This window comes from Lamprocystis purpurea DSM 4197 (assembly GCF_000379525.1).
GTDB classification, from domain to species: domain Bacteria; phylum Pseudomonadota; class Gammaproteobacteria; order Chromatiales; family Chromatiaceae; genus Thiodictyon; species Thiodictyon purpureum.
Genome location: NZ_KB902493.1, coordinates 18702 through 45202, shown reverse-complemented (window position 1 = coordinate 45202; position 26501 = coordinate 18702). Strand labels below are relative to the sequence as shown.

The window sequence follows — 26501 nt, the reverse complement described above, 5'->3', positions numbered from 1 at the left end:
CGTGTTACCAGAGAAAGGGCCGCCAGTGTTCGGGTACCAGTTCGCGGAACCGATCCTCCGATTCCCCCAGTATCCGTTCTGGATGGCCCCGATAGACCAGGTGCGCTTCCGCGCCCTGCACCTCGGCCGGGACCATCTGAATGGTGCGGCAACGCGCCACCTGCTCGGGCTGGAAGGCGCTCAGCGGCACACGCCCGATCATCTGGCCATGGCGCTGCGCCTGCGCCTGGACCCAGGGCGAGAGGACCAGTCCCTCGGGGGCCACCACCGTAACGCGAGGCCCGCCGAAGGCCAGGGCCAATCGCACCAGGACGTCCTGCCAGGCCGATTGGTCAGCCCCCGGCCCCCCGTCGAGATCCAGCGCCCGCGACACCTCGGGCGGAAGTTCGCCCGCGAGGGTGATCGAATAGGTCGGCCGCACCGGCATGCGGGTCCGTACCATGTAGTCCGCTGCCTGGCGCAGGGACGGGCATTGGGGGCGAAAGAGAATCCAACCGTGAGTCCGATACGTCGCGATTCCGGCGCCGAACTCGGTCACTTTGCGTGAGCGACAGACCACCAAGTCAACCATGTCCTCGCCGTCCTCGTCCGCCGCGATCAGCCGCCCCAGGGCGGCGGGATCGCTCGCCGCCGCTTGCAGCCACGGGACGTGCGTGCGCAGGATATCGAACCGGTTGCTTGGTCTCTTATTCGGGTCAAAAATCCAGACGACCGGGAAGGCGTCGATCAGTGCCTGGGGTACCTTTGTCTGCGCCGGGCGGCCATCGCGCACGAAGATCTGCTCGTCCCCGCGGGCGTGGGCACGTACCGTCCGCCGGACATCCGGTCCCTCCAGCCACTGACCCGCAAATGGGGCGGAGTCGGGAACGCGCCCCCGTCGTTCGACCAGGCCGCTGGCCTGGGCGCTCAGGGCCGTCGCCAGGCGTTCCCAGGGGCGCCAGGTGAAAACTCCCGAACGAGGCTCCGTCGGTTGCTGGTCTGGCGACTGGCCGTCGGCCGGCGGCAAGGGCCAGGTCCAGTGCCGCAGCTGCGGCTCCGCCAGCAGGGGTCCCCCGCCTTGGACCACCGACGGCAGCGACCGGGCACCGCTGAGCCATCCGACCCTACCGTCCTGCGTCGCGACCAAGGACCCGATACCCTTCGCCGGGTTCGGACGTGCCCATGGAAAGCGCATGAGCTCCTCGGTGAGAAGCGTCTGAAACTCCTTCGACAGGGTCGCCTCGGCACAAGCCAAGATCAGCCCCAGGTGCGGCGCGATCCGGAGTTCCAAGGCCAACTCGCCCGCGAGTAACTGGAAGAAGCGGTCCAGATCGACCCAGTCTTGAGAGCGGATCCGCACCTCGTGGGCGGGGGCCGTCCCCGCAAAATGGCGGTTGCACGTCCGTTGCAGGACTTGGGCGAACTGCGTCAATGGCCATCGTGCGGACGGCACCGACGAGGCCCCGCCCAGGTGCGGGTGGCTCCGGACGAGCTCCCAGAGCAAGGTCACGTGCGGCAATTCCAGGAACGGCACGGCAAGGCTGGGGTGCATCGCAAACCGTTGCCATTGGCAATCCTTCCCAGCCGGCGGGCTGGCAGGGGCCAGCTCGGCCGTCGCCGGCCGCACGCTGGGGTCCGCCAGCAGCCCGGCGAGACGGCTCCAATGCCCAAGCCCACAGGTCAAGAGCACCCGGTCGTTGACGGCCAGGATCGCCTTCAACCTTGCGGCCATCACTTGCTCCCGGCGTCCGTCGATCAGCGGGTCATGATGGGCGAGGGTGCGGCGGGCATTGCGCTCGACGTAGCCTTGCAGGTCACCGATGGCCAGCCAGGGGTCTTCGCCGATGACCGGGGATGCGGCGCCATCCTCTGCCGATTCTTCCAGATCAACCCCATAGATCTGCACTCCGAGTTCGGTGGCGCAGCGGACCGCCTCGATGATCGAATCCGTCGGCGACAGGGGCAGGACCCGCTGTCCACGGAAACCGAGTTCGCGCTCCAGCAACTCGGCTGGGAGCCCCTCCAGACCGCACCCATGCTCGCGCTGCAAGGCCATGGCACGCTCGCGTACCCGGGGGTGCAGCAGCCGGTTTGACCGCGCCAGGCCAAGCAGACAGGGCAGCTGCCGCCGGCGATCGGGTCCCATTCCCAGGTCCTGAAGCCAGGCGCTGGCGGCGGTCGCCGCTTCCGGCCCGAGTTCCACCGCGATGGCGTCCGGGCGCGTGGCCGGGTCGCCGCACAGGGCATTCACGGCCGCCGCGAAGGGCAACCGGAAATGTACCGCAGGGACTGCGACCAGGGTTCCGCGGCCGACCTTGAGCTCGATGGCGACAGGGCTCATTGCGCACCCCCCGGCGTGAAGAGTTGCCCGAAGGCCTGTTCGACATGACGCTTATGGACCTTGACTGGGCGGGCCATCGAACCCGGCTCGGTGATCCCAGCCTCATGGTCGGCGAGGCTCATGGCCAAGGCGAACGTGTAAAGGGTGTCCCGCGGGGAGGGTAAACGCTCGCCATAATGACGGTCCCAGAGCCCCCAGAACGCCTTCATCAGACCACCCCCATCGGAGCCGAGGCGGCGGCAGCGGTCCTCAACGATCCGGCCGATCTCTGCGCGTGGCGGGTTGCCTATACGCAACACTGGCCGGAGCCGGGAGCGCGCGAAGTCAGGCAAAGCTTCCGCGGCCAGGTCAACTGAATTGGTGGCGGCGATCAGTCGGAATCCGGGCTTCGCCTGAATGCGCTCCCCCAGCAAGGTAGAGTCGAGATAGCGCCGGTCATCGAGCACGGGGGCGAGCGGGGCCAAAGCGCGGGCGCGCAGCTTCCCGATCTCGTCGAGAAAGGCGATACCGCCCGTCAGCATCGCGGTCGCCAGCGGCGAGAGCACGTAATCCATCTTGCGCTGCGGGTCGTCGGAGAACCGCACCCCGCAGGCGAGGTCGTCGGCGGTGACGTCCTCATGCCCCTGGAGGATGTAGAGTGCTCGGCCAGTGATTCGGGCAAGCTCGTAGACGATGCGGTTCTTGCCGACCCCCGGCTCGCCAACCAGCAGCGGCGCCATGGGAACAAAGCCCGGCTGCACCAGCCAGGCGGCAAGCACCGTGCGACACTCCCTGTCACGCCCCACCAGGGCTTCGCCGTGCCCGTCGCCGGGGATGTAGGGCGGACTCAAAGCGACCTCTTTCGATCCGAGAATTTGGGTGGTCATACTCATGGGCGATCTCCTGACTTAGACCCGGGTCGGTTCTGCATGTCGCCTGAAAAATAGTGCGCTGGTTCGACGTGGCCATTTTTCTCGCGATTTGGCATCGGGCCGCTGCCTTGTTTTATGAGTAGTGACCTGGAGCTCATTGCCGTCTCAGAACCGCAGGAGCAATACGGCTACAAACTCCAGCCCACTAAATCAGGGCAGGCACGAAGCAATCGCGCCGAATGGTCCCGGCTCCGGGTATCAAACCCGCGGAGTGGAGCCAGTCCTCCCAACCACATGCAAGAATTTGCAAGGTAAACGTCATGAAAAACACTGCTCTTCAATCGCTGCTGGCCGGTTTGGCAACGCTTTCTCTCGTACTAGGGAGCGGCGAAGCGGCGGCTGCCACGGTGACCATTACGGAGGCGCCGCCCTGCGGGGGCGGAGCGAGCCAGACCGCGCCGATCTCCGGGACCTCCGCGGGGGCCGAGTCAGGCGACCGTATCGTGCTCTGGGCCATCGCAGAACAGACTGCCTACGTTCAGCCGTTCGTGGCCTCGCCATTTACGGCCATTGCGCCGGACGGGAGCTGGCGGAACTTCAGCCACCTTGGCGCAAACTACGTTGCAATGCTCGTCCGCCATGGGTATCAGCCGCCGGCGACGGCCTTCGCCCCCAAGCTTCCAAAGGTGGGGGGGGACATCGTGGCGATGGATATGGTTCAGTGCGGAGGACGCTGATGAAGGCCCGAGCCAAACTGCCGAGTCACGTCAGCCTGCCGTTTTGGCTGCTCCTCGCGCTGGCCGCCAGCGTGGGGGCGACGGGAACGGTGGCAGCAGCAGAGGAGTGGAATCGGTCGATCGATTTCAGCGGTTATCGTTGGCGCGTGAAATCCAGCGAGACGCCAGTTGGTCCAGGCCCCAACGTGTTTGCCGACGGTCAGGATAGCGTGTGGGTCGACCCCAAGGGGAACCTTCACCTACGCATCCGTCCGGACCCGGACGGGCGTTGGCGAACGGCCGAGGTGGCGCTCGATGAGAGCCTGGGGTATGGCGCCTACGAATGGACGCTGGGCGCTGATCGCCTGGACCGGAACATCGTTCTGGGTCTCTTTACCTGGGACGATGCACCGGAACAGCATCACCGTGAGATCGACATTGAAATCTCCAGGTTTGGAGACCCGTCAAACCGTAACGCGCAGTATGTAGTGCAACCATATCAAGCAGAAGGGAATATCGAGCGGTTCGACTTACCGGCCGGCCTTGAGGGTTCGCTTCATCGCTTTCGCTGGGAGCCGGGGCGGGTCACCTGTCTGTCCAAAGCGCTGGGTGACCAGGGCCAGATCGTCCACACCCACACCTTTACGCACTGGGTACCGACGCCGGGAGGGGAGGTTGCCCGCATCAATCTCTGGCTGATTAATGGCGAGGCGCCTAGCGACGGGCGGGCGGCGGAGATCGTCGTTCAGGGTTTTCGCTTCGTGCCTTTATAGCGCCATCTGACCGTTAGACGGGGTATCGTCTCCGCCCCGTTTGCTTCGGCGTTACGGGTTGGGCTGTTTCCAGGTCGGCCGTTGGTCCGCACCATCGCCCCCCTCCTGCCTGGAGGGGGAGCCCCTGTTTACCGCCGCTGCTCGACCGTCGGCCTTGATCAAGATTCCGGCCACTTGGGCTCGCCGGGTGCGTAGTCAGGCCATCCTGGCCTGACACCGTCAGGGCTGGAAGCCCTGACTACGCACTCCGCTGGCCGGGATGACGATCAAGGCCCGATCGTCAGTATCTTGTTGACCAGCGCGTTTGCGGAGAAGCTGGCGGGGATCTCGTCCCAGCCTTTTTGCCAATCCGCGATCGGCTCCTGTGCCCACGCCAGCCCGCGGTCACGGGGTAACAGATAAACCTTGATTGCCGTTGCCTGCTCATCGAGCCCGCCGGTGACGATATGGGTTCTCCATTGCCCATCCGAAGCCGGTTCGATCACCCGCTCCGCGGCAGTCGGTTTGACCCACCATTGCCCGTTGACACGAATGAAGACGACCAAGACAAACTCTGAGGGATTGTCACAACCGACGACTGACCCCGTCAGCTCTCCATTCTTCGGTTGTGCAATTTCGATAACTGGCTTGCAGGGAGGCGGAGGCTCCGACTGTTCCCATGGCAAGAATAGCAAGAAGGGCACGAGCATCGTAAGCGCCACCGCCAGGATACAAGAATGCCGATGCCGCGCACAGAATTTGAATTTGGGCGGCTCCGGCTCCGGCTCCGGCTCCGGCGGTAAAATTTCGCATGACGTGGCAAATTCCGGCATCCTCTCTGCAAGAAGACCGAGCGGGGCGCCATATACCGACATCAACACAACGCCCGGTTGCTGCTCCTTTTGATCAGCGGGTGGGTGTGAGATGTAGCTTTGCAGAACGCCGATCACCCAACCGGTTGCTTGATCGATGATCGGTGCGCCGCTCAAGCCTGGAAGATCGCGAACGCTGTTTGTTGAAAATACGAGCTCGACGCGCTGACCGTCTTCCTGCCGCGACAGCCTGATGTCCTGTATGGCCTGGTCCGCGGCGAGCTGACCGTGGATTTCTATTTTATTTCTGTAGCCGTCCTGCGTATTGGGGAAACCGCGAATGATGACCGATCGAGATGCAAAATACTGTTGCGCCTTTTGATTCCTCTGAGTGCATGGATCGAAACGCGCGGGTGTCAGAAAATCGATTCCTTTAACGCTCTCGATATCGATGATACGTAACGGCGCGATGTCATACAGTTCAAGCAGCCGACGCGGTAGCAGATCAAGGATCTCGAACGTGAATCGCGACTCATCTTCATCGAACCAGTCGACTGTCCAGACGTTGTTGTCGACCAGATGCTCGATGTTATGGAAAGCGGTCAACGCCGAATCGGGGCTGACAAAAAAAGCCGTACCGCCATTCCTAAGATCGTTAGGATCGGGAACCAAGCGGACGACCCCACCCTTAACCGTTGGTCTCCGCGGCTTCGCCCTGGCGTCGCCAGAGAATGTCCGCGGGGGATCGGAGAACTGCGCTTTGCCGGTCTCGGATGCCGGCGGGGATGGTGGGAAGCCTTCCCCGCGGGCAGGAGTCGCTGCGGAACGCCTGGACTTTTGCCTTTCAAACACCACGCCCCTCCTCGCAGGCTGTCTGGAGTGGGAGAGGATCGTCGCACAGAATGTCAACCAGCGGAAGCCCGATTCGAGTGGCCGGTCGCTTCCGGGCGCACATGCGTGTAGAAGATCGCCCCGCGGCGATCCACAGTAAACTCCAGTTCCAAGACCTGGATGTTCCAGCGGTCCGCGAACTGTCCGCCGATACACCGCACCTGCATGACCAGCTCGAGAATCAAATCGGCGTCCAGAGGCGCCCGCCCGCAGCGATCGCCGCGCTGCTGATCGAGGGTGCAAGTGGTCAGGTCGAAAACCCAAGCGGTCGCGGCGCCTAGTCCAGGAAGACGCAGAGAAGGAACGGCATAGATCGCGATTGCGGCTCGCGGTGCGGTGGAGACAATGCCAAAAGCGACCGGCTCGTCCACCGTTCCCTGGACGATCACGGGTACCCCCACGGGGAAGCACGCGCCGAACACGGGGGCTGCCGCGCGGTTGTCCCCTTCGTCCCAAGACGCTGACTTCTGTAGGCGACCGATCGCCTCAAACAATGCGGTGAGACCGCGGACCTTGATCAATGGCGCACGGCCTTTGGTAATACCCACCTTGGCCAAGCGGACACTGACCAAGGGGTCTGCTTCCCCGCAACAACGGCCTAGCATCCGATAGCCAGCGGCGATCTCTGCAACAGATTCGCCAGGCCCCTCTTGGGCCAGGACACAAAAATACGGGGGAACGCGAACTCCCGGCAACATTGCCAGCCGGCCCAGAGCCGCCGCGCGCAGACCCACCAAAGCACTGTTCGCGCTATAAAAAAAGACGTGTTTCATCCCCCCCCCCTCGACATCGCTATAAACAGGTTCAAGCCGCTATGCCGCGCCTCATAACCGGAATTGGCAGGACCTCTCGAAACGTTCAGTAGAGGGCTGAAATCAGCACTGTTTTGGTGCCAATGGCAACGTTAAAGGATCCTGATGCTTGGATGCCTTGTCGACCTTGCTAAGGCAGGTGCCATTAACCCTGTATAAAATTGCCGCCTCAAGATTCCGCGAGTGACGACGGGTGCTCTCTTCGTAGTCTCTAGTGTGCTGGAGGCCGGAACTCCAGCCCACTATAAATACATGATGAAGCGACTGATCGATCACCCTAGGCATGCAAACAGGTTCGGGCTGGCGGAGCGCGCTGAGCAACTGAACGCTCGCCCCTTACCGGTCACGCTTCCAGGTCGTGGCCCCCTTCCGCGCCGGTGCGGAGGGTCTGCCCGGCCTTCCGGTGTCCTCGTCGTGTGGGGCGAGGGAGCGATCCGTCTTGCGAGTAGCGTTGCTGCCAGAGCAGGCTTGGCTGAGGGAAACCGCTCGCTTCGGCAGCGCCTTAGGTCCTGGGCTATACTGGCATCGGCTTTATGGGGAAATCAGCCGATGAACGAAGAGCAATTCGCCGCGATCGATACTGCCGTTCGTAACTGCGAGAAGACTCAAAAGACTCCGGTTTTCGGTGCGCGTGGGGGCACCGCAGTAGACCCGGCGGCATTCGCGCGCCTGGTTGCTGCCGCTACGCAGGCTCTCGGGCGTCGGCCTGAACCGTCCCCAATCGACATCAAGATCGCCACCGCCATGTCTTGGGTCTATGGGGAGCAACGCGGACCTGCGCCTGCACTCGCCGTTTTCCAGGAACTGGGCAGTCTAATACCAAGGCAGAAGTTACCCGATGACGGGCGCCTGGTGGAACTCGTAGTCGCCTTTGGCGTCGGCTGGCAGCGCAACGATGAAATCCGGAAACAGAGAAGTGGGCCTGGTATCTGGAATGGCGCCCAATACGCGCTGCTGCGATTGGTCGCGGCGCATTGTCAGCGCGTACATCGCTACGGGAGAGGCCACTGGGGGCGCTATCCTAAAGATGGCCACCTTTCACATCTGTCCTTCCAGGATGCCCAACGCATCGTCGCCGCATTGACGCGCCCGGTCTTGGTTAAGGATCTCAATAACGTAGAGACCATCTGCATCGGTGTGCCATCGCTCCTGTCTCATGACCAAGTGCTGCAAATCGACAACAACGGCTTTCGAATTCCTCCGGGGGCGTGTCAGGTACTCGAGCTCATGAAGCCTGAAAAACTGGCCCTCACCAAGTCGACAGGCGCAGCGACCATGGCATGGCCCCGCGGGGGTCGTTTGGTGATTCAAGCGACCGAGTGTGCCGTGCGCGTCGATTCACCCACCGCACCCCGCACGCCCAAGTTTTTTAAGTTGGCCCGCGAACAGCAGTGCGAGAGTCGCGGTCCTGCCGACATCGAGGCCTGGACATGCACCTGCGGGATGAAAAATTGCATACATCTACACCGACTTTGCTCCTGGGACCCGCGCGTGCTGTCGCTCTCGGGTTTTGTCGAACGGGCGGTAGCGGGCAAGTCACCTTGGATGACACTGAAAACGAACGAATTCGTCGGCGGCATGTTGGCGGCGGTCCTGATAAGCGAAGGCTTTGAGGGCGACTCAACGGATCATGGAAAGCGCCTGCGTGTATTCGAGGTCGAATTTCGACAATGTCCAACATGCAAAGAGAAAGTCTGGAGTTTTCCAGGGACAAGGCGCTGCAGTGAGGGGCATGAGCTGCCAGACTGGACCCCTCGAAAAACGGAACCGCTGATCGGCATCGATGGTGATCAACGCCCTTGGTTTCAGGCTGAAGAGCGATGCGTTTGTCCGAATTGTGAAACGATGTACGAATTGACTGAACAGGTTCTGAAGGAAGCAATGAACCTGAACAATGCAACTCGGGTGGGCAACAGGCTGACTGAAGAAGAGCGAAACCTGATTGAACAACAGTGGAAGCAAGCCAGAGAGAAAGCAGGACACAACCCAAAAAGCAGCGATGAGTGCGATGCCCATCGATGGCGAGTGGCGAGAACCATTGACGAGTGGCGGCAGAGCGTTCACTTGGATCGATTCATCTGGTGTCCACAATGCCGAGAAAATCCAATCTATCTGCCTCGGCAACCGACCTGGGTCGATGTGCCAGTATCTGGAGACATCCTCTCTCTCGATACGCGAAAAATAGGTACCGATGACGATGATAGGAGCAAAGCAGAACAATCTGCTTCTCTTGCGCAAGAGAAAGACGCCTTCGATCCAACAAGTCTCGATGAGGGTGGAGATGAGGGGAATGATTGGGAGTACGAACGGGATGAGGGCGACGGATCTACCTCTCAATCCCCGGAGAACTTACTTGGCGAAGCCGAAGACGAGCCGTCTTGCACCGATTAGCCCGAATTGACAAATGCTATGAATACTTTTGGAACCGCTATCTCGCTAGCCGATTGCGCCTTCGCCGAGGCCGAAACATTCCTGAATGTCCTGACGGTTGAACCGGACAGTGTCGACGTGCGAAACGGCGACTACACGCAGGTGAGTCTGTTGTCTGTTCCCACCGACACCGCGTCGGACGCTCAGGTCGATCTCTTTCTTTCCTGTGTCGCAGTGGGCAATCTGGCCGTCGACTGGACTCGGCTCCGACCAGGTCTCCTCCGCTTGACGGAACCGGGACTTGCCGGGCTGGCCCCCGCCCTGGACCGGCGCGGTCAGGCAATGATTTCGTTGCCATTTGGGACCTACCGGACACGCACTTACAGGCGGACCATGGCGGCGTCAGCAATTGCCGGTAAGACCACTGTTGCGCCAGCGGGACGAGAACCACGACGAAACTGGCGCGGCGCGCGTCTCGCCAGCGGTTCGGCGCCCCAGAGGGATGACGGAGGGCCCAACTTCATCGTTCGCAGTCAAGAGGGTGGGCTTGAATTCGTAATCTGTCGTCAGGAGGGCCAACTTCAATTATCGCTTTCCGAGCCGCCCCTCGAGTACCGCGGGCGGACACTCGAAGTCATCATCAGCGTCCCTGGCGGGGTTGCTCTGCTGTTACCCGAAGTGGTCGCGGGTGGCAAGCCGGTACCGGTGCCACACGACCTGACGGCCGATCAGCAGTACGAAATCGTCTACCGACTCTTGCCGTTTCCTGCTGACTCCCAGGAGACCTGACCCGTCCCACCGCCCCGACTCACGGGGCCGAGGGATGCGTGTCATGTCATGCTGACCCGGCTTTTCCCTTCGTTGCTTACGCCTCGACTGGCTCGCCTGTCCCGGTTCGATCCCCCCGGTTCAACGTCCAGCCCACTACCTCAGAGACATGGGACACAAACAGTCGCTCGATGAGCGGCTGGTGTTCCTCAGAAGGGGGGCCGTTTACGGACCTGTCCTTACGCTTGACCGAGGCCGTACCAACGACAAGGGAAAACCAAATGAATACAACGATATCCGAAAGTCTCAAGATCGACGCGGACGGCATTACCGGCCAGACGGTACGCCGCAGTCTGCACTTCTTCTGGCTCGTCGATGTGTCGCTCTCGATGAAGGAGCAACGCATCCAGGCCGTCAATTATGCGATCAAAAACGTCCTGCCCGAGATCCGCCAGGTCGAGGACGGGGAGCGTGTCAATATCCTCATGCGCGCGATCACGTTTGGCGAGAAGGCCAACTGGTGCGTCGGCCCCGCCCCAAAACCGGTGAGGGACTTTCAGTGGTCTGATCTGGTGGCGACAGGCTCGAGTACCTCCACCGCGCAGGCGATCGAACTCCTGTGCGAGGAACTGGCGCTGGAAAAGATCGGCCGGCGCAATGTCCCGCCAGTCGCGATTCTTTTGTCGGACGGTTACTGCACCGATCCGGAAAGTCGCTATGACAACGCGATAGCGGCCTTGGATAAATTGCCTTGGGGAACGAAGGCCGTGCGGATCAGCATCGGCGTCGGGCCGGATCGGGATTACAACAAGGCGCAGCTCGATCGGTTCATCTCTCCCTATTTGCGGCAGGAGGCCGGATTGGAGACCCTGCCGGCCCCCGATGTGGGCCGCTTGGTCCAACATATACGGGTGGTCAGTACCCTGGCCGCTTCCGCTTCGGCCGCATCCAAGTCCGATCTGAACGACCCGCGGGCGATGCCGGTGCAAATCGATGTGGACGCGCTGAAAGTACCCGAACCGGGAGCGGGGCCACTCGGCGGACTCGATCCCAACGAGGTCTTTTAGAGGAGTACCGCCATGCGTGATTGGACTTGCATCGGCACGGCAGACGGCGGCGTGTTACTGGCCGGAGGGATTCGCGGGGCCAATCACCGGGACCGGGGACAGCCCTGCCAGGATGCCTGCCTCGCCGGGCTGCACTCGTACAAGGGTTATCCTTACGTCCTGCTCGCGGTGGCCGACGGTCACGGCGCGAACGGTTGTCCGCGCAGTCATCTTGGCGCGCATTTCGCCATTCGTGCCGTTGCCGATCTGGCGAGCCGCTGGATCATTTATGCGGTCGAATGCCTCGAAGCGTCCCCCTCGGATTGGCTCAGTGGCGTCTCACATGAGTTCGCTTGGGGTCTACCCCGACGATTAAGGCAGTTATGGTTTCAGATTGTCTGCGACCACCTGCGAGGCTCGCCACTGGAAGATAAGGATGAAATCGTGGAAGCATCCAAAGCCTACGGTACGACGGTTGCGCTGGCGCTTGCGTTCAACGGCCAACTCTTCGCCGGCGCGATCGGCGACAGCGCGATCGATGTGGTCACGGATACCGGGAGGGCAACGCTGGCAGTCGATATCCTAGAGGACGGCGAGAATGGGGCCAATCATCTGGGTCTGACTACGGATAGTTTAGCCTCAACCAATGCGGCGGCGCGCTGGAGGTACAAGATATTACCGCTCGATCAGGTGCGCCTGGTCGCCGCGGCGACGGATGGCTTTGCCGATTCGCTCGCCGATCCGCTCGCAACCCTGCAGTCGATACAACGCGCGGCCGAGATCAAGGGATATCCATGGTTGGCGGAGCAACTGCCGGCATTTCTCGAACGGCTCACCACCGAGGGGGTCGGCGATGACATTGCGACCGCATTCTGGTTCCTGCCGCACGAACCGGCGGCAAGCGCCGCTCCGGTCTCTTCAGGCCCATCCGACTCGGGAGTCTCCCATGATTGAACATTTTTTAGGCGCGGACACCGGTAAGCGGTATCGGATCGAAAGAGAACTTGGCCGCGGCGGTGAGGGCGTTGTCTATCTGGTCACGGACGCGGACAGCAAAACACCGTTCGCGGCGAAGTGGTGCAAGCCCAGTCCGCGTCTGGAGCGTCAACGGCAGCAAATTGACACCTTGGTGCATCGGGGACCGCCGCTTATCGACGATCCCGGAATTCACTTTATCTGGCCGTTGGAGGCGCTGTCTTCCATCGACTCACCGGAGGGGACCGGCTATCTCATGCCGTTGATCGATACGCAGCGCTTCGTCACGATCAACCAGATCAGCAACGGGCGCGGTCCGGCACAACCGGCCTTACCGGTGTTGTGCCGGGTCAGCTACCGCCTGGCCACTGCCTTGGAGAGTCTGCACGCGGCGGGTCTCGCCTACTGTGATATCAATCAGGGCAACATCCGGATTGACCCCAAGCAGGGCGAGATTGTTATTTCCGACAATGACAATGTGATTGTCAATCATGCCCCAGCCCAAGTCCGCGGCGTCTGGGAATTCATGGCGCCGGAGATCGCCTTGGGTCAGGCCATTCCGAATGCCGAGTCCGACCTCTATTCGGTCGCGATCCTGCTCTATTATCTGTGGATGTGGGAGCATCCGATGGAAGGCAAGGAGACGCTCCAGCTCTATTCTTGGGATATTCCAGCCAAGAAAAAATACTTTGCCCAGGAACCAGTCTTCGTGTTCCATCCCACTAATCCTGTGAATTCGGCTGTCGGGATCCCGGAATTGGCACTGCACGTCGCGCGCTGGAGGCGTCTGTGCGCCCCGCGTCTGAAGGCTATGTTTAATCATACCTTCATCGACGGAATACATCAGCCGGCCAAACGCAAGCGCCTGAGCGACTGGCGGCGGCTGTTCCTGGAACTGGAAGCGAACGCACCCACCTGCGCCTGCGGGGCGGTCAATCTCTGGGATGGCGAGTCAAAGCCTCTCAAGTGCTGGCGGTGCGAGCGAGTCATCCCATTGCGTTTGTGTCTGGAGACGGATCTGGGTCACTCCGGCCAGACCATCTTATTGGCGTATCCAGGGGCTATCCTGCGTCGCCATCATCTCGATACCGCGAGTTTCAATGTGGCGTCCACGGAACCGCTGGCGATCCAGGAACCGCACCCGAAAGAGCCCGGTCAGTTGATCGTGCGCAATCGCAGTGCGGCGACCTGGGGTTATCGGACCTCGAATGGCCAGCTTCTCGAACTGGAGCCTGACCAGGCGAGGGCATTGATCCCGGGCGTTGAATTGCACGTTGGCCCGAGGGTGGTGCGCGTTCGGCAGGTCTGATCGTTCCTGGGCGCTACGAGATGATGGAAGGCCAGAGAGGATGATACTCCGCGATCTTTTCAGAGAGTTGGTTTCCCGCTGTGGCCCCGGTGTACTGCGCGAGCGCTGGCGGCTGGTCGGTTTGCTCTTGGATCGGGGGCATTGCCGGGAGGCCAGACTGGTCGAAGCGGCCTTCGATGCCGGCGTGGTGGATACCTTGTTGAACCATCCCGGATGGTTCAAACGAGTACAGGTGTGGCGGCGACTCCAGGACATCGGTCTTCGAGCCGATGCCGCACTGGCCATTGTCGAAGCCTTCGGGGATTGCGATCATGTCAATCGTCGGCTTTGGTGGAGGTTAAAGGTGCTGGCTGGTGCCACCCTGCTTGCCTTGCCCAGTCTGGCCTTGGTGTTTGTCAATCCTCCGACTGGCTGGCAATCGCAGCGGTTAAGGGATTTGCAGGCCGATATCGAGCGGATGCAGATGGAGTTCTCGCAGCGGATGGCCGAAGCCGAGGCCATGCGCAATACCCTGCAAGTAGAGATCGCGGGGCCAAACATCGACGCACGCACTGGAACCGAGCCGCCGCCGATCGAAATCGATTCGACCAATGCCTCTTCCGGGATCGTGCCACCAGTCCTGCTCAATGATGCTGGCGGCTCGGATGAAACGAAAGAGGATCCTGATCCGAAGCACACGCTGTCACTGCCTGCCATGACCGAGATCGCGGGCGGCTGCTTTCAGATGGGAACTGCCGCAAGGCAATGGGTCTATGCCGAAAACGAAAAGCCGCATCGTGTTTGTGTCAAGCCCTTCAAACTTGCTCGGTTCGAGGTCACGCAGGCGCAGTGGCAGGCGGTAATGCAAGCGAATCCCTCACACTTTGCGGAGTGCGGACTCAATTGTCCGGTGGAAGGGGTCAGCTTTGTCGAGGTGCAGGCTTTTATTGTTCGACTCAATGCCATGACTGGACAGCAATACCGTCTGCCCACGGAGGCGGAGTGGGAATATGCTTGCCGGGCCGGCACGACTCAGCTTTACTGTGGTTCGAACGATCTCGCGGCGGTAGCCTGGTATGAAGGTAATTCGGACGGCCGTACGCACCCCGTCGGCCTGCGGCAGGCTAATTCCTGGGGGCTCTACGATATGACCGGCAATGTTGCGGAATGGACCTGCTCCAACTACGCGCGCATCTACAATGGCAGGGAAGCACGATGCGCTACCCAAGCCAATGCCTGGCGTGTGACGCGCGGAGGTTCCTGGAGCGATGGCATAGCGGTCCGTGACGAGGGCATTTACAATCCGTTACGCTCGACCAGCCGACAATGGGGCTATCCGGAGGATATTATTGTCCTATTCCACTATGGCTCTCTTGGCTTCCGACTCGCTCGGAACTGACAATTAGTTGCATTCCGGAGTTTAGAGGATGAGTCTGGCGAAGTCGCTCACGGCATTGCTACAAGCCCATGGCAGCGATCTCCTGCGCGAGCGGGAGCGACTGTTCGATCGTGCCGCTGGCTGGGCGGAACGGGAGCGGATTTTGTTAACGACCGCCTGGCGTTCAGGAGTGGCCGGCCGGCTTCTCCGCGATGGTGGCGAGCCAAGTCAGCGGCAGGCGGTGAAGGTGTTGACCGATGAATTCTCTTTATCGCCCGAGGCTGCGCTTGAAATCGTTGGCGCCCTGGCACAAGCCTTAGGGCGTCCTGTGACGGTGGTGCTGATCGAGCCTGTGAGCGCCATACGTCGTTTTTGGCGCGGACTCCGAGTGCGATGGAAAGCCCTCGCCGTTGCCGCGTTCCTTGCCATACTCGGTATGATCATCGCCTGGTCGCTTTGGTGGATCATGGATCTCGCAAGCATCCAGGCGGCCCAGAAGCGCCGCGATCGGTTTCAGTACGAGACTGAGCGGGTCAGCGCGACCTCGATGTTGGCGGCAGGAAGTAACGACGGGTTGAAAGGTCAGTCAACCGGCGCAAGCCTGAGGCATCGCCCCGCGCCAGAGATGGATCGAAAATAAGAAAGGCGGCAAGCCGGGGATTTGCTGGCTCAGAACGAAATAGAGCAGCACATGGATAGGCAGACCCAGGAAGCACAGGCGCAGGCTCCATTGGACGATCCTGCTGTTCCAGCCAAAACGCTCGAGACACAACCCGACGATCAGACTCAAACCGACCGATGCGAGAGCGGATGGGCGCGATGAAATTCATCAAGCTGGTAACGAACGCTGTCGTTCCAACTATCATCCAAAAGGAAAACATGAAAAATCACTTTTTGTCATAGTGATTTAAAGCGATTTCGGCAAGATGGCATACCTGACCGGCCCTGGTCCCGCTCCCTGTGACTCGCCTGTGCGGCGAGCTGACGCGGACCTGATGGGGGAACCCATCCCGGTCAGGTAGTCTCCACCTCGAACCCGACCAGGGTCCGCTGCTCCTGGCTGAACTCGATGCCGATCAGATGAATCGGCTGGCCCAAGGCGCGGTATTTATCGGCATAGCGCCGGTCCTTGAGCTGCTGCAAGGCCCGGCCGGCGGGCGCCTGTTCCACCACCTTGAACTCGAACAGCCAGACCTGGGCGTTGAACTTGAGCGTCAGGTCGATCCGGCCCAGGCTGGTGGCGTCCTCCGCCCGCAGATCCAGCCCCAAGGCCGCCAGATGGCTGTAGAAGACGCTGGCATAGAAGCCCTCGTAGCGGGCGAGCGGATGGCCATCGTGCCACTGATGAGGGATCGCCGCGAACAGGCTGGTGAGGTGCGTGCGCAGGGGGGCGAAATCCCCCGCGACCAGCACGTCGTAGAGTCCGCTGGCCAGTTCGCTGGCTTGCCCCGGCTGGCTGACGAAGGCCTTGGCCAGGCTGTCGTTGAGCGCCATCTCCACCTCCAGGTTCGGATAACCCAGGGTGTATTCCAGCCGGGCGCCGATCCGCCGGGAACCCGTGAAGGTGAGATAGCCGGTCTGCCACAAGAGGGCCTCGGGGGCCAGGCGGTCCACGTCGAAGGCCGAGAGCAGGGCCTCGTCGGCCCGCAGGCCGGCGAGTCGGGGGGTGTAGAAGCCGCGCTCGGTCAGTTGGTCAACGAGAAAGGTCGGGGTGCCGGTCTCGAACCACCAGGTGCGGAATTCCCGCTCCTGGAAGAGCAGCAGCAGGTCGAACGGGTTATAGACCGCCTCCCCCATCCAGTTGTAGCCGTTATACCAGCGGCGGATCTCAGCGCGGTCCAGACCGGGCAGTTCGGGGGCAAAGACCGTTTCCACATCGGTCTCCGTATAGCCGCAGAGGGCCGAATAGTCCGCGGACACGGTGATGTCGCGCAGGTTGTTCAGCCCCGAGAAGATGCTGACCTTGCTGAATTTGCTCACCCCGGTGAGGAAGACGAAACGGATGTGCGCGTCGTTGTCCTTAATGACCGAGTACAGATTGCGCAGCCCGTCGCGCATGGTCCGCGCGGTCGCGGGGTCCGTCAGGTGGTCCAGGATCGGCTTGTCGTATTCGTCCACCAGGACCACGACCCGTTGGCCGGTGGCGGCATGGGCCCCTTCGAGCAGTTCCGCGAAACAGGAGACGGCGTCCGCGGTGTCGCGGCAGGTCAGTCCGAGCGCCCGCTGGTTGCGGTGTAGAAGGTCCAGGATCCGCCGGTCCAGGTCCTCCGCATCCCGCACCATCCCACCCCCGAAGCTGAAGCGGATGACCGGAAAGCGCGTGCCCCAGTCCCAGTGCGGATGAATCGCGAGCCCCCGGAACAAGGGCTCGTTGCCGGAAAAAAGTTCCCCCAGGGTATCGAGCAGGAGCGACTTGCCGAAGCGCCGCGGGCGGGAGAGGAAATAGTGGCTGCCCTGGTCGGTCAATTGCCGGATGAAGCCGGTCTTGTCCACATAATAATGATCGTCCTCGCGGATCTTGGCGAAGGTCTGGATTCCGATCGGCAGTCTGCGGCGATGCATAGTGGCTCTCGGCATGTCGGAACAAGGAGGCGATCGACCGCGGGATCGGCGGTAGCACAAGGATGGCAGGGTTCGCTACCGATCCTCGCGGGTGTGCCACAACCGCAGCACAGCGATTGTACCGTCCCGAATTTCGTAGCGTATCTCGTAGTGCCCAACGATCATCCGGCGGACATCGCGTGGCTCGAACTCTTCCAGTTTTTCACCGATTCGCGGATTCGGCGTCAGTCCGGACGCCGCGGCGGTGAGTTTCTGCACCGTGCGTGCTGCGGCCGGCTTGTTCACCAGCGCAAGGAACTCGTGCAGCCGCGTCAAGTCCGAGAGTGCCTTGCTCGTCCACGTCAGTCTCATCAACGAGGTACCGGCAACGGCTCGGCCGTGCTGAGGCTATCGGCCCAGGCTTGCACGGCCTGGTGGTCGATGACGTGCCCGGCGTCCACATCGGCTAAGGCTTCGTGCGTCAAACGGCTGCGCTCGTCTTCCTGGTCGATCCAGGCCGCCAACGCTTGCTTGACGATCCACCCGCGGGAACGGTCGAGACGGACCGCCAACCGATCGACCTTGTCCGCCAACGCAAGGGGTACGTGTGCGGTAAACACTTTGGTATCTGTCTGTGCCATGGTCTTGTCTCCTACTTTCTTAATCACTATTAATCATAGCGATTAAAACTGATTTAGGGAAGATGGGATACCTGATCGCCCCTAGCCCGCTCCCTGTGACTCGCCTACGCGGCGAGCTAACGCGGACCGGATGGGGGAACCCATTCCGGTCAGACGGTCTCCACCTCGAACCCGACCAGGGTCCGCTGTGCCTGGCTAAACTCTATGCCGATCAGTGAGATAGCCGGTCTGCCACAGCAGGGCCTCGGGGGCCAGGTGGTCAACGTCGAAGGCCGAAGTCGGCCCGCAGACCGGCGAGCCGCGGGGTGAAGAAGCCGCGCTCGGTGAGCTGGTCGATGAGAAAGGTCGGGGTGCCGGTTTCGAACCACCAGGTGCGGAATTCGCGCTTCTGGAAAAGCAACAGCACGTCGAAGGGGTTGTAGACCGCCTCGCCGGTCCAGTTGTAGCCGTTGTACCAGCGGCGGATCTCAGCGCGGTCCAGACCGGGCAGTTCGGGGGCGAAGACCGTTTCCACATTCGCCGGACGCTTCCTGACGGCGCCGCGCGTCGCCCGTTAATCGTCGCAGGTCCCCGCCGAAGGAGTCCACGATTTCCTCGCGAATCTGGTGCAGGTCGGAAATAATCGTGTCCGCCGATGATTCACTCAATTTGCTCACGGTAGGCGCCGGCGCCATTTCTCCGGGCTACGCGCAGTGTGGAAAATGCAGAAGACGGTGACCGTATCGGCGACATACTCGTAGAACACCGCATACGGAAACCGCCGTACCAACGCGCGGCGGTATTCCTTGTGGACTCTCGCATTGATCTCAGGCATGCGACAAATCGCTTGAATGCGGGCATCGACACAGCTTAGAAACTCCTCGCCCAGGCCGCATCGCCGCCCCTCGTACCATCCGTATGCCTCGGCGATGTCTTGTGCGACCTCCGGCGCGATAACGAGTTCAGCGGCCATGATGCCCGCGGACCCGCCGCTTCACCTCGTCCCAAGAAAGCCCCGATGCCGGATTGCTCGTCAAATTGGCCTTCCGTCGATCCAGCTCTTCTATTTGCCAGTCCGGTATGGGAATGTCCGCTGGCGTGGCAGCGAGATCGTCCCAGAGATCCTCCACTAATTGGAGCTTCTCGGATGGACTAAGGTCAAATATGGATACAGTGATTTGGTTCATGGTAACCGCTCAGGGATCTATCGAAACGTGTAACATCGCATCAGACCCCGGCTGCCGCCACGCGCCATCCGGGAGCACCTTTCGCGATCTTAACCTGGCCGGCTAAGTGGGGTCTATAATGCGCGTCTTTGCGTGGTTCGAGAGGTCGCGTCGATGGCTAAGGGTAAGATCAACAAGGTGGTGCTGGCGTATTCCGGGGGGTTGGATACCTCGGTTATCCTGCGGTGGCTGCAAGAGAATTACGGCTGCGAGGTAGTGACTTTCACCGCGGATATCGGCCAGGGGGAGGAGCTGGAGCCGGCGCGCGCCAAGGCGACGGCCGCCGGGGTCCGGGAGATCCATATCGACGATCTGCGCGAGGAGTTCGTCGGCGACTTCGTGTTTCCCATGCTGCGCGCCAACGCACTCTACGAGGGCGAGTACAAGCTCGGCACCTCGATTGCCCGCCCGCTGATCGCCAAGCGGTTGGTGGAGATTGCCATCGCGACCGGGGCCGACGCCATTTCCCACGGGGCGACCGGCAAAGGCAATGATCAGGTGCGTTTCGAACTGACCGCGTATGCGCTCAAGCCCGATATCCAGATCATCGCTCCCTGGCGGGAGTGGGACCTGCTCTCACGCGAGAAGCTCCTCGCCTATGCCGAGGAACACCAAATCCCGGTCGAGATGAAGCGCGACGGCACCAAGTCGCCCTACTCGATGGACGCCAATCTGCTGCACATCTCCTACGAGGGCTATGACCTGGAAGACCCCTGGGTCGAACCCGGCAAGCCGATGTGGCGTTGGACCCTGGCTCCCGAGGACGCCCCCAACAGTCCGCGCGAGATCACGCTGACCTTCGCGGGGGGCGATTGCGTGGCGGTGGACGGCCAGGCGATGACCCCGGCCACGTTATTGGCCGAGCTCAACCGCATCGGCGGCGAGAACGGCGTCGGCCGCGACGATATCGTTGAGAACCGCTTTGTCGGCATGAAGTCCCGCGGTTGCTACGAGACCCCCGGCGGCACCATCCTGCTCAAGGCGCATCGTGCCATGGAGTCATTGACCCTGGATCGGGAGGCGGCGCATCTGAAAGACGAGTTGATGCCCCGTTACGCCAGCCTGGTCTATAACGGCTTCTGGTTCAGTCCGGAACGGCTGATGATGCAGGCGGCCATCGATCAGACCCAAAGCGTTGTCAACGGGGACGTCCGCCTGAAACTCTACAAGGGCAACGTCATGGTGGTCGGCCGCCGCTCCGCCACCGACAGCCTGTTCGATGCCTCCATTGCCACCTTCGAGGAGGATGCCGGGGCTTACGATCAAAGCGATGCGACCGGGTTCATCCGGCTCAATGCACTGCGGCTGCGCGTGGCCGGGCGTAAGCGGGGCGTCTGATCGCGCGTTCCGGTGTCATGGGTCCTCGGCGGGCTGCAGGAAGAGTTCCTGATAGTCGTCCGGCAGTGGGTCGGCGGGCGGCGGCACATCCGGCTTGGCAAAGACCGCCGAGCTCTGCGCCGGCATCGCCGGCGCCGGGTCCGCAATCGCTTCCTCGATCTCGGCGAGCAGGTACGGAAAGAAGGGGTTGCTGGCGATCCGGAATAAGGAATCCAGATTGACGATCAAGGCGCCGCGTTCCCCGCGGGCGGCGATGGCGCCGAGATGGGCACCGAAGAATTCGTTCGGATTCGGCTCCAGGCCGTAGAGTGAATCGTCCAGCGGAAAGGGGATGGCGACGTGGGAGAGTGAGAAAATCTGGATGGGGTAGGGAATCCCGAGCAGCCGGGTCTGCGCGGTGGTCTCGCCGGGGGCGATAGTACGGGCCACGGTGTCCGCGTCATCGGTGTCGGCATTGGCGATGATGGTGATCCGGTAGCGCTGCGGCAGGGTCGGCAGCAGGCGATCGATCGCCGCCGTGGTGGCCGGACGCATCAGCGGACCGAATTTGAGCGTCCGATTCACGTCGAACAGCACCAGTTCACTGCCGTTCTCGGGCAAATGGGCAAAGAGCCCGGAAATGATCGCGGGCGTGCTGACGGTGAAGTCCAGCACCGATTGGAAGGTCAGGATCGGCGCCAGCCCGGTCAGGCGGTCGGCGGCGGCCAGGCGTTGCGTCTGCCGCCGCAGGGCCTCGGTCAGGCGATGGGACTGGACCGCGCCGTTGACCGGAAAAGAGTTGTACTTGAATGGGTTGAATTCGGGCAACAGGCCCAGCCAGGCAGCCTTTTCAAACGCGGGCAAGAGCGCCGGCAGCGCGGCGAGCCCGGCCATGCCGGCGAAGCGGGTGATGCCGATCATCGGCGAGATCAGGATCAGTCGATCCGGCCGTGCCAGTTGCGTGTCCTCGATGGCATCGAGTGCATACTTGACGGCCAGGGCCCCGCCGTTGGAGTACCCGACCAGGTGCAGCGGGTCCGCGGGATCGCTGCGCTGTCGGGCCGCGCGCACGGCCAACCGGGTCGCCGCCATCCAGTCTTCCCACTCCACCGCGGTCAAGGCCGCGGGGACTGTCCCATGGGCCGGCAGGCGAATGCCGATGACCAGGAAGCCGTGCTCGCGATAGCGCCGTGCGATGTGCCGCAGGCTGTAGGGTGAGTCGGTCAGGCCGTGCAGCATGACCACGGCGCCGCTGGGCTTGCCCGCGGGCTCCAGCAGGTAGGAGTGGTTCCAGTCTTCGAACAGGTTCGCCGGGTAGACCGGGCTGCCCTCAAAGTAGCGGTTGTAGGGGACGCGGTCCTCCGGGTCCAGTTGCTGGGTCACCTCGACCCGCATGCGCTCGAAGATTGCGTTTTCGGCCTGAACATACTGATCCCAGTTCGCGGCATCCAATTCGTCCACGGTGAGTTCATCCGGCACGAAGGTGTGCCAGGGTTCCAGCGGCGGCCCGTTCAGTGCGACATAGGTCCGCAGCCCGAGCAGGCTTGCCGCGACCACCGCCAGCGCGATCAGTCCGCGGGTCAGATAGCGTCTGAAGCGACTTTGATTGGATGCCGGCACGCGATACTCTCCCACGCGGGTCCGGCGCACCGGAACCCGCGGTGTGAAACACGGAAATGGCCCCGCTTCGTCTCAAGCACGCGGCTGGGGGCGAATAGCGGAGCCATGGATTGAACTTGCCGGACGATCGCGGTCGCCGCGGGCCGTCCGGTGTTCCCGCCGGGGGCGGGAAGTTGCTCAGGCGAACTCGGCGGAGGTCTGCGTCGTCCGGAACACCAGCCAGAGACCGAAAATCAGCACCGCCACCTCGGCGCCCAGCAGCAGGATAAGCGACATCAGGCTCATGATGTCGACCGCCGACACCCAACTGGCGCCGACCGCGCCCGCCATCTGCGCCTGCACCACCGGCACGCCGGCTTGCGGTGCGGACAGGAAGTAGAACAGGAGATGGCCGACTTCGAGCAGCATCACCGTCATCGAGAACAGGATGCCCAGGACGCTGGCAACCACCCCGGTCCAGGCGGTTGCCGTCAGCGCGCTCTGTGAGGGGCGGGTGCTCGCGTCCGCGATGCGTGGGGCCAGGCGGGTGTAACGATAAAACCAGACGATGGTGAACACCAGAATCAGGAAGCTGATCATCGTCAGGTATTCGACGAGCGCGAGCCCGGCCCGCGGTCCGGTCAGCGACCGGCTGAACACGAAGGTGTAGAACATCAGGATAACTGGGAGGGCGCCCATGACGACCTGAACCCAGAAGCCGGTCCAGCCGAGACGCCGGAACGCGTTGGCGAGGCTGTGACTCTGCGACGGTTTTAGACTTTCAGCGAGTTTGTTGAACATAACATCTTCTGCCTTCTCGACGGTTGTGATCGGACGAGGTGATCGCGGTGCGTGCCGCGAGCGACCCAACTATCCAGCTTGCCGGGTTGCGGGCCTGTCTCCGCGGAGGTTTGGGCCGGGGCGCAGAATAATTCATCGTCCAGACAAGGGAAAGCCTAAGCGACAGCAGCCGATCGCAGGAGTCAGCGCCAGCGCGTCGGCGTCGCTGACGTTGGTACTCAGTGGCCGCGTCGCGGCGCAGGACGATGGAATGCGACACGGCGGCTGGTTTGTGGCTCCGATTGCCGGAACCTCGTGTCACCGGCTGGTTGCGTCAGTCGGTACATTCTCGGTCCCTGTCGCGCTTGGCAAATCCGGTTCAAGAAACTAGACTTGTAGGCGTATCAACGCGCGCTATGTAAACCCCCAGCATTGGACACAGGACGGCCCGGATGAAGGCGAACGGTAAGACCTCGGTGATCGCCCTCAGTCTCCTCATGGGGCCACCAATATCGGCAGGCGCGTCGGTCGTCGACATTCTCACCAGGGATTTCGAAGACGGGCTCATGGGTGCCTCGGCAATCAGCACGCCCGCGTTCAACACCTGGGTCAACATTCGCCCATCCACGGACGCCAGCAACGGGGCTTCCGGGTTAGCGACATTCGATCGGTTCTTCAGCAGCAGCTTCATGATGGTCGGAGACTTCGAGGGGAATATCAGCCAATCGAACGCCGGTACCTCGACTGTCAGCTTCGCGCTGAACCTCCCGAGCGACCTGACCTCGCTGACGATCGGTTACAACTGGGTGTTCGATACCAATAACCCCAGCAATCCCAGTTCAGATCTGTTCAGTGTCGAGTTCTTGGCCGGGTCGACTGTTTACGATTACTTGCAGGGCTCGGCTACGTCCCTGACACCGAATCGATCAGGCGTCGTCAGCACGACGCGTGGCACGTTCAGCCTGACGCTGACCGGAACGGCGCTCAGCGATCTGCTCACGGCCGGCGCCGATCAGATTCGCTTCAGGCTCCGCGAAGATAACGCACTCAACTCTTCGGCGGTCGGTATCGACAACATTTTGATCACCGGCCTTGTCCCCGCGCCGGTAACCTTAGCTCTCCTCGGCATCGGTCTCGCCGGTAGTGTCGTTTCCCGGCGCAAGGCCAGGCGCTGACCGCAACAACGCCACATGGCGGCCGCGGCGGGGAGTCGCCAAGGTGCCTGACTCTGTCGACAGTGGTTTACCCCTCGTTGTTACCGGTCTATCATCCCCCGCTTTTCCTCGACGCCCACCGCGGCGGCAGCGGAGTGCCTGTGGATACTCAGACCGATCGACGCTTTCTGGTCACGCCCGGCGCGACTGGGAAAGGCCTGAGCGGGCGCCTGCAAGTACCGGGCGACAAGTCGATCTCCCATCGGTCGATCATGCTTGCCGCCATCGCGGACGGTGAGACCTGCATCGACGGTTTCCTGGAAGGCGCCGATGCGCTCGCCACCTTGACCGCCTTCCGGCGCATGGGGGTGACCATCGAGGGGCCGGATGCCGGTCGGGTGCGGGTGCGGGGGGTGGGCCTGCACGGCCTGGCGGCGCCGGACGCGCCTTTGGACATGGGTAATTCGGGGACCTCCATGCGCTTGTTGGCGGGACTCCTGGCCGGACAGGCGTTCACCACGGTGCTGGGCGGTGATGCGTCGCTGTCGCGCCGGCCGATGCGTCGAGTGACTGATCCCTTGGGGTTGATGGGGGCGAAGATCGTCGGAACGCCTGACGGCACCGCGCCGCTGACGATCACGCCAGTCCCGCGGTTGCACGGGATCACCTATCCGATGCCGGTGGCGAGTGCGCAAGTCAAGTCCAGTCTGCTCCTGGCCGGGCTCTACGCGCAGGGCGAGACCTGCGTGAGCGAGCCGGCCCCGACCCGCGACCACACGGAACGGATGCTGAGCGGTTTCGGCTACAGTGTCCGGCGCAGCGGCGCGCGGGTGTGTCTTACCGGCGGCGGCCGACTCACCGGCTGCCGGCTCCAGATCCCGGCGGACATCTCGTCGGCCGCCTTCTTTCTGGTGGGCGCCAGCATCGCGCCCGGCTCGGACTTGCTGCTGACGGGGGTTGGCGTCAATCCGACCCGCATTGGCGTGATCACGATTCTGCGCGCCATGGGTGCCGATATCGAGTTGCTGGACCCGCGCACGGTCGGCGGCGAGCCGGTGGCGGACCTGCGGGTGCGCGCGGCGCCGTTGCACGGCATCCGCATCCCGGTGGATCAAGTGCCTTATGCCATCGACGAGTTTCCCGCCCTGTTCATCGCCGCGGCCTGTGCCCAAGGCGAGACCATCCTGACCGGGGCTGAGGAACTGCGGGTCAAGGAAAGCGACCGCATCGCGGTGATGGCGGACGGTCTGACCCGGCTGGGCATCGCGGTGGAGCCGCGTCCGGACGGCATCCGCATCGTCGGCGGCCGGATCGGCGCCGGGACCGTTGAGGCGCACGCCGATCACCGCATCGCCATGGCCTTTGCCATCGCCGGACTGCGTGCGGCCGGTCCGCTCGAGGTCCGCGACTGCGCCAACGTGGAGACCTCGTTTCCGGGGTTTGCCGGGCTGGCGGCAGCGGTCGGGCTCGATATCGAGGAGTGCGCCGGCGGGTGTTGCGTATGACGCCGATCATCACCATCGATGGCCCCTCCGGAACCGGCAAGGGCACCCTGGCCGTGCGCCTGGCGCACCATCTGGGCTGGCATTGCCTGGACAGTGGGGCGCTCTATCGGGTGTTGGGTCTGGCCGCCGGTCGACGCGCAATCGACCTGGAGGATGCGGCGGCCCTGGCTGAGCTGGCCGCGCAGCTTGGCGTGACCTTCGTGGACGGGCGGGTCCTGCTCAACGGCGAGGACCTGGGTGATGCGATCCGCACCGAAACCGCCGGTATGGCGGCCTCGCGGGTGGCCGCGCACCCGGCCGTGCGTGCGGCCTTGCTCGACTGGCAGCGGCGCCAAGCACGCGGCCCCGGATTGGTGGCGGACGGGCGTGACATGGGGACCGTGGTGTTCCCGCAGGCGCCACTGAAGGTGTTTCTTGATGCCAGTGCCGACGAGCGCGCCGCGCGCCGATATAAACAGTTGATAGGCAAAGGATTGAGTGCTAACCTTGCCGACCTTGCGGTGGACATCCGCGAACGGGATACACGTGATCGCAATCGCCCGGTCGCGCCCTTGCGACCAGCGGCGGGGGCGCTGATGGTCGATTCCACCGCCCTGTCCATCAATGATGTTTTCGAACTGATCCTTGAAGAGGTGAGGCGCGTCTTCCCGGATCAGGTCCCCTGAGGATGCAGCCGAGTCGCTCGGCCGCATGCTCGCGGCGTCCCGGCTTGCGCCGGGACACCACCGGAACGGCCGGCACAGCAGGTGCCGGCCTTGTGTTTTACCCACTTCCCCCCCG

The 26501-nt window shown here is 62.5% G+C and carries 24 protein-coding genes and 1 pseudogene; 13 read left to right on the top strand and 12 right to left on the bottom strand.

What is annotated here, in order from left to right; all coding sequences use genetic code 11:
• Window positions 1-4 precede the first annotated feature (4 nt).
• Window positions 5-2320 (bottom strand): hypothetical protein, encoded by a 2316-nt coding sequence (locus A39O_RS0112745; RefSeq protein WP_020505049.1) that lies wholly within the window; start codon window positions 2318-2320, stop codon window positions 5-7.
• Window positions 2317-3192, bottom strand: a complete 876-nt coding sequence (locus tag A39O_RS0112740; RefSeq protein WP_020505048.1) for an AAA family ATPase — start codon at window positions 3190-3192, stop codon at window positions 2317-2319. Before A39O_RS0112740 ends, A39O_RS0112745 begins: the two co-directional genes overlap by 4 nt.
• 299 nt (window positions 3193-3491) lie before the next feature.
• Here A39O_RS0112740 and A39O_RS0112735 point away from each other — a divergent pair, with 299 nt between their 5' ends.
• A complete protein-coding gene (locus A39O_RS0112735; protein ID WP_020505047.1) occupies window positions 3492-3908 on the top strand; it encodes a hypothetical protein in 417 nt (138 codons plus the stop codon).
• A complete protein-coding gene (locus A39O_RS33300; protein ID WP_020505046.1) occupies window positions 3908-4660 on the top strand; it encodes a glycoside hydrolase family 16 protein in 753 nt (250 codons plus the stop codon). Before A39O_RS0112735 ends, A39O_RS33300 begins: the two co-directional genes overlap by 1 nt.
• Window positions 4661-4926: 266 nt before the next feature.
• On the opposite strand, the gene A39O_RS0112725 is transcribed toward A39O_RS33300, so the two are convergent.
• Window positions 4927-6123 (bottom strand): trypsin-like peptidase domain-containing protein, encoded by a 1197-nt coding sequence (locus A39O_RS0112725; protein ID WP_157640044.1) that lies wholly within the window; start codon window positions 6121-6123, stop codon window positions 4927-4929.
• Between the two features lie 233 nt (window positions 6124-6356).
• A complete protein-coding gene (locus A39O_RS33295) occupies window positions 6357-7115 on the bottom strand; it encodes a hypothetical protein (protein WP_020505044.1) in 759 nt (252 codons plus the stop codon).
• Window positions 7116-7703: 588 nt separating this feature from the next.
• On the opposite strand from A39O_RS33295, the gene A39O_RS40735 reads away from it, so the two are divergent.
• The 7 genes from A39O_RS40735 (at window position 7704) to A39O_RS0112670 (ending at window position 15619) form a co-directional block, all read left to right on the top strand.
• Window positions 7704-9545 (top strand): hypothetical protein, encoded by a 1842-nt coding sequence (locus A39O_RS40735; RefSeq protein ID WP_157640042.1) that lies wholly within the window; start codon window positions 7704-7706, stop codon window positions 9543-9545.
• An 18-nt stretch (window positions 9546-9563) separates the two neighbouring features.
• Window positions 9564-10313 carry a hypothetical protein gene (locus A39O_RS0112700; RefSeq protein WP_020505040.1) on the top strand — a complete coding sequence of 250 codons (750 nt, stop codon included), beginning with the start codon at window positions 9564-9566 and terminating at the stop codon, window positions 10311-10313.
• 260 nt (window positions 10314-10573) lie between these two features.
• Window positions 10574-11359 (top strand): vWA domain-containing protein, encoded by a 786-nt coding sequence (locus A39O_RS33290; protein ID WP_020505039.1) that lies wholly within the window; start codon window positions 10574-10576, stop codon window positions 11357-11359.
• 12 nt (window positions 11360-11371) lie between these two features.
• Window positions 11372-12292, top strand: a complete 921-nt coding sequence (locus A39O_RS0112690) for a protein phosphatase 2C domain-containing protein (RefSeq protein ID WP_020505038.1) — start codon at window positions 11372-11374, stop codon at window positions 12290-12292.
• A complete protein-coding gene (locus A39O_RS33285; RefSeq protein WP_020505037.1) occupies window positions 12285-13622 on the top strand; it encodes a protein kinase domain-containing protein in 1338 nt (445 codons plus the stop codon). Before A39O_RS0112690 ends, A39O_RS33285 begins: the two co-directional genes overlap by 8 nt.
• A gap of 40 nt (window positions 13623-13662) precedes the next feature.
• A complete protein-coding gene (locus tag A39O_RS36550; RefSeq protein WP_083924655.1) occupies window positions 13663-15000 on the top strand; it encodes a formylglycine-generating enzyme family protein in 1338 nt (445 codons plus the stop codon).
• Window positions 15001-15028: 28 nt separating this feature from the next.
• Entirely contained in the window at window positions 15029-15619 is a 591-nt protein-coding gene (locus A39O_RS0112670) for a hypothetical protein (RefSeq protein WP_020505034.1), read from the top strand.
• Between the two features lie 374 nt (window positions 15620-15993).
• On the opposite strand, the gene A39O_RS0112665 is transcribed toward A39O_RS0112670, so the two are convergent.
• The 6 genes and pseudogenes from A39O_RS0112665 to A39O_RS0112640 form a co-directional block, all read right to left on the bottom strand.
• Window positions 15994-17541 carry an ATP-binding protein gene (locus A39O_RS0112665; RefSeq protein ID WP_020505032.1) on the bottom strand — a complete coding sequence of 516 codons (1548 nt, stop codon included), beginning with the start codon at window positions 17539-17541 and terminating at the stop codon, window positions 15994-15996.
• 75 nt (window positions 17542-17616) lie between these two features.
• Complete coding sequence (locus tag A39O_RS0112660; RefSeq protein ID WP_020505031.1) at window positions 17617-17892, bottom strand: type II toxin-antitoxin system RelE/ParE family toxin; 276 nt, start codon at window positions 17890-17892, stop codon at window positions 17617-17619.
• Window positions 17892-18161 carry a CopG family ribbon-helix-helix protein gene (locus A39O_RS0112655; protein WP_020505030.1) on the bottom strand — a complete coding sequence of 90 codons (270 nt, stop codon included), beginning with the start codon at window positions 18159-18161 and terminating at the stop codon, window positions 17892-17894. Before A39O_RS0112655 ends, A39O_RS0112660 begins: the two co-directional genes overlap by 1 nt.
• 213 nt (window positions 18162-18374) lie before the next feature.
• Window positions 18375-18678 (bottom strand): annotated as a pseudogene (locus tag A39O_RS0112650) (hypothetical protein); the annotation flags it as partial.
• 135 nt (window positions 18679-18813) lie between these two features.
• Window positions 18814-19113 carry a type II toxin-antitoxin system RelE/ParE family toxin gene (locus A39O_RS0112645; protein WP_020505028.1) on the bottom strand — a complete coding sequence of 100 codons (300 nt, stop codon included), beginning with the start codon at window positions 19111-19113 and terminating at the stop codon, window positions 18814-18816.
• Window positions 19103-19327: an addiction module protein gene (locus tag A39O_RS0112640; RefSeq protein ID WP_020505027.1), complete on the bottom strand. Its 225-nt coding sequence runs from the start codon at window positions 19325-19327 to the stop codon at window positions 19103-19105. Before A39O_RS0112640 ends, A39O_RS0112645 begins: the two co-directional genes overlap by 11 nt.
• A gap of 153 nt (window positions 19328-19480) precedes the next feature.
• Here A39O_RS0112640 and A39O_RS0112635 point away from each other — a divergent pair, with 153 nt between their 5' ends.
• Window positions 19481-20704 (top strand): argininosuccinate synthase, encoded by a 1224-nt coding sequence (locus tag A39O_RS0112635; protein WP_020505026.1) that lies wholly within the window; start codon window positions 19481-19483, stop codon window positions 20702-20704.
• A 15-nt stretch (window positions 20705-20719) separates the two neighbouring features.
• Here the strand turns inward: A39O_RS0112635 and A39O_RS0112630 are convergent, their stop codons facing one another.
• Complete coding sequence (locus tag A39O_RS0112630; RefSeq protein WP_026199371.1) at window positions 20720-22303, bottom strand: alpha/beta hydrolase; 1584 nt, start codon at window positions 22301-22303, stop codon at window positions 20720-20722.
• Between the two features lie 177 nt (window positions 22304-22480).
• A complete protein-coding gene (locus A39O_RS0112625; protein ID WP_020505024.1) occupies window positions 22481-23083 on the bottom strand; it encodes a DUF3611 family protein in 603 nt (200 codons plus the stop codon).
• 431 nt (window positions 23084-23514) lie between these two features.
• Here A39O_RS0112625 and A39O_RS0112615 point away from each other — a divergent pair, with 431 nt between their 5' ends.
• From A39O_RS0112615 to cmk, 3 genes are all read left to right on the top strand, one after another.
• Entirely contained in the window at window positions 23515-24237 is a 723-nt protein-coding gene (locus A39O_RS0112615; protein ID WP_157640040.1) for a PEP-CTERM sorting domain-containing protein, read from the top strand.
• A gap of 140 nt (window positions 24238-24377) precedes the next feature.
• Entirely contained in the window at window positions 24378-25721 is a 1344-nt protein-coding gene (gene aroA / locus A39O_RS0112610) for a 3-phosphoshikimate 1-carboxyvinyltransferase (RefSeq protein WP_051088808.1), read from the top strand.
• Window positions 25718-26386, top strand: coding sequence for a (d)CMP kinase (cmk, locus tag A39O_RS0112605; protein ID WP_020505019.1), 669 nt, complete (start codon window positions 25718-25720; stop codon window positions 26384-26386). The genes aroA and cmk overlap by 4 nt, the downstream gene beginning before the upstream one ends.
• Window positions 26387-26501 lie beyond the last annotated feature (115 nt).

Bases quoted from the DNA above. Each gene is read 5' to 3' on its own strand.
- A39O_RS0112645 (WP_020505028.1), bottom strand. From the start codon at position 19,113: ATGGCCGCTGAACTCGTTATCGCGCCGGAGGTCGCACAAGACATCGCC.
- A39O_RS0112615 (WP_157640040.1), top strand. From the start codon at position 23,515: ATGAAGGCGAACGGTAAGACCTCGGTGATCGCCCTCAGTCTCCTCATG.
- A39O_RS0112690 (WP_020505038.1), top strand. From the start codon at position 11,372: ATGCGTGATTGGACTTGCATCGGCACGGCAGACGGCGGCGTGTTACTG.
- A39O_RS0112635 (WP_020505026.1), top strand. From the start codon at position 19,481: ATGGCTAAGGGTAAGATCAACAAGGTGGTGCTGGCGTATTCCGGGGGG.
- A39O_RS0112640 (WP_020505027.1), bottom strand. From the start codon at position 19,327: ATGAACCAAATCACTGTATCCATATTTGACCTTAGTCCATCCGAGAAG.
- A39O_RS33285 (WP_020505037.1), top strand. From the start codon at position 12,285: ATGATTGAACATTTTTTAGGCGCGGACACCGGTAAGCGGTATCGGATC.
- A39O_RS33300 (WP_020505046.1), top strand. From the start codon at position 3,908: ATGAAGGCCCGAGCCAAACTGCCGAGTCACGTCAGCCTGCCGTTTTGG.
- A39O_RS0112660 (WP_020505031.1), bottom strand. From the start codon at position 17,892: ATGAGACTGACGTGGACGAGCAAGGCACTCTCGGACTTGACGCGGCTG.
- cmk (WP_020505019.1), top strand. From the start codon at position 25,718: ATGACGCCGATCATCACCATCGATGGCCCCTCCGGAACCGGCAAGGGC.
- A39O_RS0112655 (WP_020505030.1), bottom strand. From the start codon at position 18,161: ATGGCACAGACAGATACCAAAGTGTTTACCGCACACGTACCCCTTGCG.
- A39O_RS40735 (WP_157640042.1), top strand. From the start codon at position 7,704: ATGAACGAAGAGCAATTCGCCGCGATCGATACTGCCGTTCGTAACTGC.
- A39O_RS36550 (WP_083924655.1), top strand. From the start codon at position 13,663: ATGATACTCCGCGATCTTTTCAGAGAGTTGGTTTCCCGCTGTGGCCCC.
- A39O_RS0112700 (WP_020505040.1), top strand. From the start codon at position 9,564: ATGAATACTTTTGGAACCGCTATCTCGCTAGCCGATTGCGCCTTCGCC.
- A39O_RS0112625 (WP_020505024.1), bottom strand. From the start codon at position 23,083: ATGTTCAACAAACTCGCTGAAAGTCTAAAACCGTCGCAGAGTCACAGC.
- A39O_RS0112670 (WP_020505034.1), top strand. From the start codon at position 15,029: ATGAGTCTGGCGAAGTCGCTCACGGCATTGCTACAAGCCCATGGCAGC.
- A39O_RS33295 (WP_020505044.1), bottom strand. From the start codon at position 7,115: ATGAAACACGTCTTTTTTTATAGCGCGAACAGTGCTTTGGTGGGTCTG.
- A39O_RS0112745 (WP_020505049.1), bottom strand. From the start codon at position 2,320: ATGAGCCCTGTCGCCATCGAGCTCAAGGTCGGCCGCGGAACCCTGGTC.
- A39O_RS0112740 (WP_020505048.1), bottom strand. From the start codon at position 3,192: ATGAGTATGACCACCCAAATTCTCGGATCGAAAGAGGTCGCTTTGAGT.
- A39O_RS33290 (WP_020505039.1), top strand. From the start codon at position 10,574: ATGAATACAACGATATCCGAAAGTCTCAAGATCGACGCGGACGGCATT.
- A39O_RS0112735 (WP_020505047.1), top strand. From the start codon at position 3,492: ATGAAAAACACTGCTCTTCAATCGCTGCTGGCCGGTTTGGCAACGCTT.
- A39O_RS0112665 (WP_020505032.1), bottom strand. From the start codon at position 17,541: ATGCATCGCCGCAGACTGCCGATCGGAATCCAGACCTTCGCCAAGATC.